This window comes from Streptomyces sp. L-9-10 (assembly GCF_004151105.1).
Classification (GTDB): domain Bacteria; phylum Actinomycetota; class Actinomycetes; order Streptomycetales; family Streptomycetaceae; genus Streptomyces.
Window position 1 is genome coordinate 346,847 of the sequence record NZ_PHRF01000005.1, and the last position, 12,291, is coordinate 359,137.

Below are 12,291 nucleotides of genomic sequence, written 5' to 3' on the forward strand. Positions count from 1 at the left end.
TATCAGCATGAAGATTTCTTTCCTCATACACAACGCCTATGGGATAGGAGGGACCATCACCACGACGTACAACATGGCCGGCGCGCTGGCCGAGCGGCACGAAGTGGAAATCGTCTCCGTGTTCCGGCACCGGGAGAGCCCGAACCTGACCCCGGATCCGCGCATACGGCTGCGCCCGCTCGTGGACCTGCGGCAGGAGAGCGAACATCCGCTGTATCCGAACCCGGCGAAGGTGTTCCCCGCGTACGAGTACCGCTACGGGCAGTACAGCGAGCTCACCGACCAGCGGATCGGGGAGTTCCTGCGGACGACGGACGCCGATGTCGTGGTGGGCACGCGGCCGGGCCTGAATGTGCACATCGCCCTCCAGGCTCCGGCCCGGACCGTCCGGGTGGGGCAGGAACATCTCACCCTGGACAACCATCCGCCGAGACTGCGCCGCGTACTGCGCCGCGTCTATCCGCGTCTGGACGCCCTGACCACGGTCACCCACGCCGACGCCGCCGCGTACCGCAAGAAGATGTGGCTGCCGGGCGTCCGCGTGGAAGCGCTGCCCAACAGCGTCCCCGACCCGTCGCTCCCGCCCTCGGACGGCACCGCCCCCGTGGTGGTGGCCGCGGGGCGGCTGGTCCGGGTGAAACGGTACGACCTGCTCATCGAGGCGTTCGCGGCAGTGGTGGCCGAGCGCCCCGACTGGCAGTTACGCGTCTACGGCAAGGGCGAGGAGCACGGCCGCCTCAGACGGCTCATCGAGGAACTGGGCCTGTACGACAACGTTTTCCTGATGGGCGCCGCGACTCCGATGGAGGCCGAGTGGACCAAGGGCTCGATCGCCGCCGCGACGTCGAACTTCGAGCCCTTCGGCATGACGATCGTCGAGGCGATGCGCTGCGGTCTTCCCGTCGTCAGCACCGACTGTCCGCACGGTCCGGCCGAGATCATCGCGGACGGCGCGGACGGCAGGCTGGTGCCCGTCGGCGACCGTGAAGCGCTCTCGGCCGCCCTGCTCGACCTCGTACGTGACGACGAGGCACGCCGTCGGATGGGGCGCACGGCGCTGAAGAACTCGGAGCGGTATGCCCCCGGGCCGATTGTGAGACAGGCCGAGGAACTGTTCGACGCGCTGGCGTCGGCGAGGGCGGCCGGCCGCGCTCCCGCCGCGCGCACCGCCGGCATCGACCGCGCTCTGGTGACCGGCGGCTACGCGGCCCGCGACGCCGCCTACTCGGCGGCCAGCACCATCCTCAAGTCCGTACGGAAGGCAAAGCGATGAGCCCGGACCGCGACGGTGGCCACCGCGACGGCGGAAGCCACGGCGACGGAAGCCCGCGCGAGGAAGGGCCCGGCGCCGGGAGGCCGCGCCCTCGTGCCGACTGCACGGTGGACGGGGAGAACCGGATCGTCGTACGGCTCACCTCCCCGCCCGGCCCGAAAGCCCCGGACTCCCGGCCCCGGCTGCTGCTGCGTCTGCGTCCGCCGAAGGGACAACCCGAACAGGTCAGGCGCGTGTTCGAGCTGGAACCGGCCCCCGGCCAGGACCGCTGGCAGGCGACCATCGACCCGGCGCCCGCCTTCGAGGAAGGCCGGTGGGACGCCTACGTACTCCTCTCGCCCGACGAACCGCGCCTGCGGCTCCTCCCCGGCGTCCGCGACCTGCGGGCCCTGGTGACGGGCCGTGCTCACGACAGCACGCACTCACCCGTGGCGGTCCGGATCCCGTACGCCACCCTGGACGGCTACTTCGCCGTACGCTCCTGGCTGCGCCCCACACACGCGGAGGCGGACCGTATCCGTGTCGCCGACGGCGCGGCCACGGTACGGGGCCGACTCTTCGGCGCCGGACTGGACACCGGGGCGGCGGCACTGCTGCGCCGCCGGGGGAGGGGCGGCCCCACTCGCGAGGTGGAGTTGACCGCCGAGAGCGATCACGCCTTCTCCTTCACCGTCGGCTACCGCGACCTGCTGAGCACACCGGGCGGCGCGGGCCCGGCGGTGTGGGACGTGTTCGCACGCCCGACCGCCGGCGCACCCCTGATCCGGATGGCGCGGCTCCTGGACGACCTCGCGGACCGCAAGAAGGTCTTCGTGTATCCGGATACGGCAGTCGACGGCCTGACGGCGCGGCCCTACTACACGGTCGACAACGACCTGTCGGTGGAGATCACGCCAGGCTGACGGGGCGGCCCCCGGGGGCAGCGGCTCGGAAAGGCCGCTCAGCGGGAGCCGTTCCACGTCCGTGGCCGCGCTCAGCCGTCCAGCGCGCTGCCGGCGAAGTCCACTGCCAGATCGTGTGTGTCCTGGAAGGGAAGCGGGGCGTCCTCGAACCAGTCCTCGGTGGCCTCCGGGTGGGGTCCCACGACGGCGACCCTGCCCGCGCCGTACGAGGTGACGAGGGCGGCGGCCAGGTTGTTCGGGTACCTGGCGAGCACGGTCGTACCCGGGCCGGGACGGAGCGAGAAGTACGGTCCGTCCTGGAAGAAGACCAGACGCCGACTGCCCCGCCACTCGATCTCGACCAGGCTGTCGTCCTCGGTCCTGACCGTGGCGCCCGGCGAGACGATGTACTGGTCGACCTCGCCGGGCAGGAGACCGAACCCCTCGTCCTGTCCGGCGAGGTAGCCACCGAGACAGAAGCCCAGGTAGCTGCCACCGTTTCCGACGAAGTCGCGGATCGCCCCGGCGTGCCGCCTCATTTCCCGGTAGGCGGGGGTCAGGGAGCCGCCGCCCGGCTGCGCGTACAACCGGGCCCGCGCCAGCGTGCCGGAGGACAGAGGCAGTTCCCCCCGCGGCCCGGTAGTACGGACGTCCAGGCCCCAGGGGCCTCGTGAGAGCAGACCGGCCACCGTATCGGCACAGTCCATGTCCTCCTGTGTACGCCCCCGGTAGACGAGGGCCAGCGGGGACGCATGGCGCGCGGCGGGAGCATCACGCAGGAGCCGGACACCGGCGCGCACGTCGTTCATGATCCCCTCGACTCCCGTCGGCCGGCCGAACCTCCCTTATGACACCCTCACCACAGACACCACCGCACGCCACCGGAACGTTCATCCCTCACCCGGGCCACCGCCGTGCTCAGGCCCACAGCGGGCCGAGACGGCGGGCCGAGCGCCGGACATCGGCGTAGGAGCGGGTGGAACTCTTGGCCTCTCTGATCACGTTCACCCCGAGCGCCTGCGAGATCGCCACACGGGCAGTCGCCCACGGGCTCTGATAGCGCACCTGACCGCTGATCCAGGTGAGTGCGTCCGCTTCGGGCTTCCAGGCTGCCTCGAAGCGCGCGCCCGCGGTCTCCGGCGGTCCGGAGGCCAGGATCTCGTCGAGCACGACCGCCGATTCCAGGGCCGCGTTGCCTCCCTGGCCGATCGGCGGGAAGGCGGCAGCCGCGTCCCCGATCAGCACGGCCCGGCCGCCGTACAACCGGGAGCAGGTCAGCCGCTGGCCCAGGTGCACGGCCTCGCGCCCGGAGAAGTCGGCGACCGCTCGCTCACTCGTCAGGTCCAGAGCGAGCGGAACGTACCGGCGCAGCCAGGTGGCGGCCTGCTCGGGCGAGGCGAACCCGATCGGCTTGTTCACCCCGACGAAGCAGATCCAGCGCACGCCGTCCGGCCTGGACTCGTCGAGGATCACCCCCGTGAGAGTGAGCGGGCTCATCGCCAGCCCGTTCAGATAGCGTCTGTCCAACTGGTCGCCGACCCGGTCGAGTTCCAGGACGAGCCCGTAGTTCGGGATGGCGCCGGTCTCGACGGTGAACCCCTCGATCTGCTCCCGCATCGCCGTCCGGACGACCGAGCCCGCGCCGTCGGCGCCGACGACGAGGTCGAAGGTCCGCCCGGCCACCGTGCCGGCCCGGACGTCGACGGTGCTGATCCCGCTGTCGAAGGCGAAGTCGATCAGGCCGCGGTGCCGTTCCTCGGCGACGGACATCAGCGCCCGCGTGATGTCGCCTCGCGAACCGATCCAGCCGGGCTCGGACCAGGCGTCGACGATCCTGCCGCGATTCCTGATGCCGCGGAACGGGGTCATATGGGCGTCGAAGTGGGCGACGGCGTCGATATGCCGCACCGCCCGCAGTCCGTGACCGGTGAGGTCGATCGGATAGGAGCGGTCCGGGTTGAAGCGCGGCATGGTCTCCGGGGGGCCGTCGCGCTCGAACACCGTGCTGCGGATGCCGCGCCGGGCCAGTGCGATGGCCGCGGTCAGCCCGCCGGGGCCGCCTCCGATGATCGCGATGTCTTTCACAGTTCCCTTTCGTCGGCGCCTCGCGAGCGGGTGGCTGTCGGGCGGATCACCGGCGAGGTCCTCGCACGAAGCGGGGGAAGAGTGTGAGCGCGTTGTCACACTCCACGCCGCGCAACTCGTCCGGGCTGAAGCCGTCGAAGCCCGTCAGGTTGTCGATGTTGCGTACGACCGTGGGTTCCGGGGCGGCGGGCCAGTCGGTGCCGAAGAGGATGTGGTCCGCGGTGGTCACCTCAAGGGTCGGCAGCAGCGAGTTGCGGCTTCCGGCGAGGGCCGTGTCGTAGTAGAGCCCGCGCAGTACCTCGGCGACGTGGTCCGGGTCGATGTCCGCGTCGTCCGGTCCGCGTCCCATGACGGTGTGTTCGCCGATCCGCCAGCCGAGTGCGGGGAGCGCCCCGCCGCAGTGCGCGAGGATCAGGCGCAGTCCCGGATGGCGCTGGAAGACGCCGGTGTAGAGGGCGTTGGTGATCGTACGCGCGGTGTCGAAGGGGAACTCGACGACCGAACTCGGACGGCCGAAGCCCAGGACATCGATGTGCGGACAGTCGGCCGGGTGCACGAAGACCGGCACGCCCCGCCGTGCCAGCTCCGCCAGCACCGGTTCGAGGGACGGGTCGCCGAAGTAGCGGCCCAGTACGTTCGAGGTCAGCACCACTCCGTCGAGCCGTAGCTCGTCCAGGGCGTACGCGAGTTCCGACAGTGCCACGTCGGGCCCGTCCGCCGGCAGGGTGGCGAAGGCTCCGAAGCGGTCGGGGTGCCGGGCGATCAGCTCGGCGTGCCCCTCGTTGATGATCCGCGACAGGCGGGTTCCGAACTCGGGGTCGTCGTCCGACCCCGCGAACGCCAGCGGCATGGACAGGAGTTGGGCGGCGATCCGCTGCCGGTCCATATAGGCGAGTGCGGCCTCCGGTGACCAGCGCACCGACATGCGATAGCCACCGGTCAGCCGGTGCCCCCGGGCCATGAGGAGCGCGACGGCTTCGTCCGGGATGCCGTGAGTGTGGACATCGATGCGTTGAGCGGACACGGCGAGCACCTCTGCTTCCTGGTACATGGACATGCTGACCACGCCGCGTCCGGCATCGCACGCCGGCGAGGTTCCGACGCGCTCCGGCGTGACACGCCAGGGACGTCGGATGCGGTCGTTACGGTATCCACCGTAGGCATTAAAGTGTTTGCAGTCAATTAATATGCGAGGTGGTTGCCTCGTGCGCATGCGCCCCTATGTTTGCCGTTGATCGTCACATCTTCACGATCGGGATCGCTTGGTGATTCCACGGCGTCAATTAAATTGACAGTTGACTCTTTAAAGTCTACGGTCGACACCACAACGGGCCCGCCTCCCTGGAGGCCGCCCCTCCTCGGCAGGCACTCGCCACCCCGCACACCTCATGTCGCCCCCCGTCGATGCGGGACGGGCGGACCACCCTTTGGAGGGCTTTCCATGCGCATCGGCGATGTGACGGTTCATCCCCTCGGGCGTGCCCACGTTTCCCCGGGCCGGACACCACATCCACACCGCGCAGGACGGTACGGTCGCGCCGTCTGGTGGCGTGTGACGGCGCGGGCTCCCCGATCCGCAGGGCGCTGGTCAACCCCCGCCGGATCGTGCTCGGTTCACTCGACGGCGGTGATCTGTGGCGCGTCACCTACCCGCTCGCGGACGGCGAGTCGCCCGCACCCGGCGAGGTCCGAGCGGCTGTCGCCGAGGCGCTGGACCGCGCGGCCGGGGATGTCGGGGTACTCGACACCCGGGAGTGGAGCGGTGACGCGGTGGTGGCCGAGTCCTTCGGCTCCGGCCGGGTCCTGCCGGCGGGCGACGCAGCGCACCGGATGTGCCCCTCCGGCGGGCACGGAATGAACACCGGCCTCGGCGATGTGGCCAACCTCGGCTGGAAACTGGAGGCCGTCCTGCGGGGCTGGGCCCCCGGCACTCTGCTCGACACCTACACCGCGGAACGCCGCCCGCAGACCGAGCGCCTGGTCCGCCGCCGCGCCTGGCACAACTACCGTGCGGACAAGGCGATCCTGCCCGATCCGGCGCCGGACGACCCGGCGAACGAAGAAGCCCGCGTCGCGGCCGGCGACCGGATCACCGCCACCCGCCGTACGGAGTGGTGCTCCCTCGGCGTCCAGCTCGGCGTGCACCACGCCCACTCACGCCCGATCGTCCCGGACGGGACGCATGCTCCGCACACCCCGCGCACGTCACATCGCCGGTGAACCGGCGGACGAACCGACCGGCCACGTAAGGCCCAACCATCAGAAAGTGGTGAAAACCAATGGCGCAGTCGACAGAACTGCCCATCCCGGAGTCCTTCGCGTACTTCCGTACGATCGACACCCCCGCGGGGCGGTCGCTCAAGTGGAAGCTGGAGAAGTACGCCAGGAGCCACCTCGACGTCTCCGAGGAACTGGCGACGGCGTTCGGCCGCGCCATGAACACCGGGGACCGGCTCGGTGACACCTACATCGACGCCGCCTTCGCCTCGCCCAAGGGCAAGTCCCGCGCCAGGAAGGATGTCGAGCAGGCCCTCCTCGGCGGCATCGAGAGCGTCAAGGACGCCTCCCCGGAACTGGTGGCGCTGTTCGAGCAGATCAACACCGACCCGGAGTGGGTGGACTGGGCGAAGGTCGAACACGGCGCGGAGGTCTTCCGGCGGTACGGCAAGGAGCTGTATCCGTACTTCGGTATGTCCACGTTCAACGCCTACGCGCTGGAAACCGTCGCCAAGCCGCTCGCGCTGACCGGCGCCTACACGGGCGGGTCGGCGTTCGGCCGGTTCCTGGAGACCTCCCGTCTCTGGACGGACACGACCGAGCCCGGGGCCCTGCGCCCCGGCGGTGTCGGACGCCGCTCCGCGGTCTTCGTGCGCACTCTGCACTCGATGATCCGCCACACCCTGCTGCCGCATCCCGAGTGGGACCGGGCCAGGCTGGGCATGCCCATCAGCCAGTTCGCGCAGACGGGGACGCTGCTGCTCAGTTCGTTCGCCCCCGGGATGCAGCTCAAACTTCTCGGATACCGGCCCACCGACGGTGACATCGAGGCGATGATGCACCACTGGCGCTATGTCGGACACCTCATGGGCGTCGAGTCGCCCTGGTACCCGGAGACCGTGACGGACGCGTTCAAGGCCCAGTTGCTGATCGGGCTCGCGGAGGAACCGAAGATCGACAGGGATTCCCAGGAACTGTGCCGGTCGTTCATGGACACCTACCTTCCCCCGGAGGACGCCCGGGGGCTGCGTCAGGTCTACGGCAGACTCCGCTACAAGGCGCAGCTCGGTCACGCGCGTTTCTATCTGGGCGAGGAAAGCTACAGCGGTACGGGCCTGCCCGATCCCGGACTGTGGCGCCTGGCTCCGCTGGCCAGGGTGATCCCGAACGTGACACGCGAGACTCTGCGCCGCAACGTCCCCGGCGTGGCCGGGTGGATCGACCAGACCCACCGGCGCGCGCGTCACGAGTTCCTCGACAAGAACCTCGAGGGCGGCGAAGCGAAGTTCAAGCCCGTCGACACCCTCACCCGGTAACGGAACGGCCGCCTGAACCGGTCCACTCCGATCGAGGCGTCCGGCGCCTCGATCGGAGCGGACCAGGGTGACGTACGTACCGGGTACCCACGACATGGGCGGTGGTGACTGTTCGCACCGGTCGCGGGTTGCCGTTTGCCGGAGCGATGGTTTGGCCGTCTTCCCGTCCGGTTAAGGCTGGGAGCGCAAGGGCACCCGTCGTTGAGCCGCTCGGGGGAATGAGGGATGGACCGCCTCACCGCTCGATGGTCGTACGCGCGATGGGCCCCGCACACCATCATGGTCATCGCGGTCGTCGTCGATGTCACCACCCCGGCCGACTACACGGGCGTACCGCTGATCTCAGCCGCGTGCGTACTGGCAGGCGCGATGATGAGCTTCCGTGGCGCCGTGTGGGCCGGGGTGTTCGCGCTCGGCGTCACCGTGCTGCTGGATTGGCGCACCGGTGTGCTGCTGAACCCCATGGGCTGGTCGGCGATCACCAACGTCGTGCTCGCCACACTCATCGGCCTGGACATGAACCGCATGTTCTATCGCCACAACAAGCGTCTGGCCAGCGTTCGCTCCATGGCCGAGACCATGCAGCGCGCGGTACTGCCGAACCCGCCCACACACATCGGCCCGCTACAGGTGGCCGCCCACTACGAGGCCGCCGGTGCCGAGGCGAGGATCGGGGGCGACGCCTACGCGATCCAGGACACCCCCTACGGCGTACGCATCCTGATCGGGGACGTACGCGGCAAGGGAACCGGAGCCGTGTCCACCACCTCCACCCTCATCGGCGCCTTCCGCGAAGCGGCCCACTACGTGTCCGACATCGGCGAACTCGCCACCCGGCTGGAACAGTCCCTCGAACGGGAGAACGCGGAGCACCGGGACGAGGAACGCCACGAGGAATTCGCCACGGCGCTGATCGCCCAGATCGACCACCGGGGACAAACGCTGCTGGTGATCAACCGAGGACACCCCGAGCCCTACCTCATCCGCACCGGCAGCGTCACAGCCCTGACCGCCACCACACCCGACGTCCCCCTCGGAATGGGGACCCTCACCGGACAGCGCTCCGGCCCCGACCTCTTCTCTCTCGCACCTCGTGACATCCTGCTGTTCGTCACCGACGGCGTCACAGAAGCCCGAGCCCCGGACGGCGCCTTCTACGCCCCGGAAACAGAGCTCCGCCTCCCTCGTACCCGGCCCATCACCCCGGCCGCCCTGCTCGATGAACTCGCCGACGCCATCCACCAATGGACCGGCGGCCCCCGCGACGACGACATGGCCACACTCGCCGTCAGGATCCCCTGACGTGGCCGGCCGGCGATGTCTCACCGCCTTCACGATCAGGACCGGAGCTGTCCTGGTGCCGTCGTAGTGTCCGACCTGTGAGGGAGCCGCCGAGTCCGGGCCGGACTCTCTCCGCGTCGATCACTCGCGGTATGGAATCGAGGAATGACATGGCAGTGAAGAATCTCGGCGATTTCACGGCACTGGAGCCCTTCTTCCACATCATCGGGCAGGGGCTCGACGGTCTGGTCGACGGAGATCATTTCTTCGAGTGGTTCACCGACGACGTCGTGACCGAGTACGTGGTCACCGTGCCCGACTACCCCCGGAAGGTCGAGGGCCTTGAGGCCCTGGCCGAGCTGTACCGCGGCTACGGGGACACGATGACCGCGGAGAGCGCCGACGGCCTGGCGGTCCACCATGACCGCGAGACCTCGGTCGTCGTCCTTGAGTACGTCGTACACGGCCGGGCGGTCGCCACGGGACGGCCGTACGACAACCACTTCGTCTCCGTGATCACCATCAGGGACCGCAAGATCACGCACTGGCGTGACTATCTCGACCCGCTGGCCGTCTTCGACGCGATCGGCGCGGCGGTGCCGGTGCGCCGCGCCGAAACCGGCACCGGCTCCTAGCCCCCCGCCGCGCCCCCGCGCACCGGCCGGACAGGTTCAGACCGATTGACCAGCCGCGGCTGCGGAGGCCGGCGTCGACTGCCGGTTGAGCTTCTCCAGGACGCGGTCACGGAGAAGCTCGTACTCCTCGCGGAGTCTGCGCAACTCGGTCACCGGCGGGCGGGGAATGACGATGCCTCCGGTGACGATCTCCTCCGGCGCGAACTGCTCGCGGGTGAGGTCGATCTCGATGCCCATGCCCAGGCGGTTCCACCAGTGGTAGTCCACACGCTCCCCGTTGACGTGGACCTCGCCCCGGATCAGCTCGCCCCCCAGCAGATCATTGAGCACCAGGGCGGTCACCCCGCACTGGTCCCGGGCCGGGTTGTCGTATTTCCAGCGCGACCGGAACTCGGGCGTGCATGTCTCGGCACTCCAACTGCTGCGGACGGCTTGTTCGATGTCGGTGAGAAGCAACGGTGTCATGCCGGTGATCCTGCCAGGAGGCACTGACAATGGCCGGTGCCGCCCGGCAGTCAGGGCGAACGACCTTGGATCCCCGAGGACCGGTTGTCGCCCTCACGTCTACCAAGCGACGGCCTCCGCGCGTACCGGAACAACGCGCCCTGGGCCCCGGTGAAGGACGCCCAGGGCGTGTGCCGCCGGTGCGGAACGGAACCGGCGGTCCCGGTCCGCCGCTCCTCGTTATCCGAACTGGCCGGGCTGGTAGTCGCCGGCGGGCTGCTGGACGATGACGTTCATGCGGTTGAAGGTGTTGATGAGGGCGATCGCCAGCACCAGGGCGGCGAGCTGGTCCTCGTCGTAGTGCTTGGCGGCGTTCGCCCAGACCTCGTCCGTGACTCCACCGGCCGCGTCGGCGATGCGGGTGCCCTGCTCGGTCAGCTCCAGGGCGGCGCGTTCGGCATCGGTGAACACCGTGGCCTCGCGCCAGGCCGCGACCAGGTTGAGGCGCACCGAGGTCTCACCGGCGTGCGCGGCGTCCTTGGTGTGCATGTCGGTGCAGAAGCCGCAGCCGTTGATCTGACTGGCGCGGAGCTTCACCAGCTCCTGCGTCGTGGCCGGCAGCGCCGCATCCGAGAGCACCTTGCCCGCCGCGACGATGTGCTTGAGGGCCTTGGCCGCGATCGGGTTGCCGAAGAGGTTCAAGCGAGCGTCCATCAGGGACTCCTTGCCGTGTTTGGTGATGACAGCTCACTGACGGAACGCCTCGGGGAGATGTGACACGACCGGGTGTGACGTGCGTCTCCCTTGCCGCAGCGGCTGTCGCCCGAGGGCGCGCTTGTCGCGCGGGAAGCCGGCGAGGGGCGGGTTTGGTTCATCCGCATTAACGTGGTTTTGTCTGCATCCCCGCCATAGAGGAGCCGCCGTGAACGACAGCGCGATGGACAAAGCCAAAGGCAAAGCCAAGGAGATGACCGGGAAGGCCACCGGTAACCGCCGCAAGGAAGCCGAGGGCAGGACCGACCAGGCCAAGGGCAAGGCGAAGGACGCCATGGAGGACGCCCGCGACCGCGCCAAGGGCGTGAAGGACTCGATGAGCGACGACGACTGAGCCGCCCCTTTTTTTCGCGGGCCCCGCCGAGCCCGGCGGGGCCCGCGCATGTCGCCCCGGACCTCCCCGAGCTGTGAACGCCCCGGAACGCGCTCCGCGCTCCGGGGCGTACGGTCACTCCCGCCCGGGGTTCCGTGCGGGGTGTCAGTCCACGATCATGACGTTGAGCGGCACCGCTCCGCCCGTCCGCGAGAACGCACCGCCGAAGTTGCCCTCGACCTCCGCCTTCTCAGCCGTGTTCGGGTACGGGTTCGTGCAGGTGGTTCCCGCGGTGGAACCGGACATCAGGCTCGAACAGGGGCCGGGCTTGCGGTCCGGCAGCCCCAGGATGTGGCCCAGTTCGTGAGACGAGATGCGGATCGTGTCGTGGCCCTCGTTCACCGCCTGCCGTCCGATGTAGACGGTTCCGTTGCCGAGCGAGGTGGTGATGGCGCGAGGCCAGCCGTTGTCCGCCAGGACCCGTATGTTGGCGCGTTGCCCGGCCGCGGCCGGCCGCAGTTCGACGGCGTCGACACTCTCGTTCCAGATTGCCGCACCCCGGTCGACCGCCGACCTGAATTCCGCGGAACCGCTGGCGTCGTAGGTGACGACACGCGCGGCCAGGGCTCTGTCGGCGTCCGCGGAAGGAGCGGCCACGGCCTGGCCACCCACCAGGGAAAAGGTCAGGGCCAGGGCGGCAGCGAACCCGCTGGTCAACTTACGGACGTGCATGGTCGGCCTCCTTAGAGGAGAGAGTTGGTCGTGCACATGACATGACTTCCTGCTCACTGCCCAGAGAGGACCGACACCAATCCGTCAATCCGGCGGCCGTGTCGAACGCCATCGCCATCGGGCCCAACCAGTAGGCCCGGGGCGGGAGTTGGTGGCTTCGAGCGGACGGGTGCCACGGGCCGGACAGGGCCTAGCCAGGTGGCCTCCGATTCGGCATTCTTCAGCCTGACCGGTCCACCACGGAGGGGCGCCGACCGATACGAGGTCCGGGCCCCGACGAGTCCACACCGGCTGCGATGCTCTTCTTCTCGCAGCACGGCGCCCAGTACAGCGTCCGGCT

Annotated in this window: 13 protein-coding genes; 7 read left to right on the plus strand and 6 right to left on the minus strand. The window is 69.4% G+C overall.

Going from position 1 to position 12,291, the window contains the following annotated elements; translation table 11 throughout:
* Positions 1-7 precede the first annotated feature (7 nt).
* Together CU044_RS01465 and CU044_RS01470 are read left to right on the plus strand one after the other, a co-directional pair.
* A complete protein-coding gene (locus CU044_RS01465) occupies positions 8-1,273 on the plus strand; it encodes a glycosyltransferase family 4 protein (protein WP_129766503.1) in 1,266 nt (421 codons plus the stop codon).
* Complete coding sequence (locus CU044_RS01470; protein ID WP_240045260.1) at positions 1,270-2,175, plus strand: hypothetical protein; 906 nt, start codon at positions 1,270-1,272, stop codon at positions 2,173-2,175. Before CU044_RS01465 ends, CU044_RS01470 begins: the two co-directional genes overlap by 4 nt.
* 71 nt (positions 2,176-2,246) lie before the next feature.
* Here the strand turns inward: CU044_RS01470 and CU044_RS01475 are convergent, their stop codons facing one another.
* From CU044_RS01475 to CU044_RS01485, 3 genes are all read right to left on the minus strand, one after another.
* Positions 2,247-2,963, minus strand: coding sequence for a BPL-N domain-containing protein (locus CU044_RS01475; protein WP_129766504.1), 717 nt, complete (start codon positions 2,961-2,963; stop codon positions 2,247-2,249).
* A gap of 109 nt (positions 2,964-3,072) precedes the next feature.
* Positions 3,073-4,239, minus strand: a complete 1,167-nt coding sequence (locus tag CU044_RS01480; RefSeq protein ID WP_165371741.1) for an FAD-dependent monooxygenase — start codon at positions 4,237-4,239, stop codon at positions 3,073-3,075.
* Between the two features lie 46 nt (positions 4,240-4,285).
* Positions 4,286-5,290, minus strand: a complete 1,005-nt coding sequence (locus CU044_RS01485; RefSeq protein ID WP_129766507.1) for an amidohydrolase family protein — start codon at positions 5,288-5,290, stop codon at positions 4,286-4,288.
* 494 nt (positions 5,291-5,784) lie between these two features.
* Here CU044_RS01485 and CU044_RS01490 point away from each other — a divergent pair, with 494 nt between their 5' ends.
* From CU044_RS01490 to CU044_RS01505, 4 genes are all read left to right on the plus strand, one after another.
* On the plus strand, positions 5,785-6,459 hold the full coding sequence (locus CU044_RS01490) for an FAD-dependent monooxygenase (RefSeq protein ID WP_165371742.1): 675 nt from the start codon (positions 5,785-5,787) through the stop codon (positions 6,457-6,459).
* A gap of 59 nt (positions 6,460-6,518) precedes the next feature.
* Complete coding sequence (locus CU044_RS01495) at positions 6,519-7,772, plus strand: oxygenase MpaB family protein (protein ID WP_129766511.1); 1,254 nt, start codon at positions 6,519-6,521, stop codon at positions 7,770-7,772.
* 225 nt (positions 7,773-7,997) lie between these two features.
* Positions 7,998-9,074, plus strand: coding sequence for a PP2C family protein-serine/threonine phosphatase (locus CU044_RS01500; protein ID WP_129766512.1), 1,077 nt, complete (start codon positions 7,998-8,000; stop codon positions 9,072-9,074).
* A gap of 149 nt (positions 9,075-9,223) precedes the next feature.
* Positions 9,224-9,688 (plus strand): nuclear transport factor 2 family protein, encoded by a 465-nt coding sequence (locus CU044_RS01505; protein ID WP_129766514.1) that lies wholly within the window; start codon positions 9,224-9,226, stop codon positions 9,686-9,688.
* A 36-nt stretch (positions 9,689-9,724) separates the two neighbouring features.
* On the opposite strand, the gene CU044_RS01510 is transcribed toward CU044_RS01505, so the two are convergent.
* Together CU044_RS01510 and CU044_RS01515 are read right to left on the minus strand one after the other, a co-directional pair.
* Positions 9,725-10,153, minus strand: coding sequence for a hypothetical protein (locus tag CU044_RS01510; protein WP_129766516.1), 429 nt, complete (start codon positions 10,151-10,153; stop codon positions 9,725-9,727).
* Between the two features lie 219 nt (positions 10,154-10,372).
* Positions 10,373-10,846, minus strand: coding sequence for a carboxymuconolactone decarboxylase family protein (locus CU044_RS01515; RefSeq protein ID WP_129766518.1), 474 nt, complete (start codon positions 10,844-10,846; stop codon positions 10,373-10,375).
* Between the two features lie 208 nt (positions 10,847-11,054).
* Here CU044_RS01515 and CU044_RS01520 point away from each other — a divergent pair, with 208 nt between their 5' ends.
* Positions 11,055-11,240: a CsbD family protein gene (locus CU044_RS01520; RefSeq protein ID WP_193563842.1), complete on the plus strand. Its 186-nt coding sequence runs from the start codon at positions 11,055-11,057 to the stop codon at positions 11,238-11,240.
* A gap of 144 nt (positions 11,241-11,384) precedes the next feature.
* Here the strand turns inward: CU044_RS01520 and CU044_RS01525 are convergent, their stop codons facing one another.
* On the minus strand, positions 11,385-11,951 hold the full coding sequence (locus tag CU044_RS01525) for a snapalysin family zinc-dependent metalloprotease (RefSeq protein ID WP_129766520.1): 567 nt from the start codon (positions 11,949-11,951) through the stop codon (positions 11,385-11,387).
* Positions 11,952-12,291: the final 340 nt, after the last annotated feature.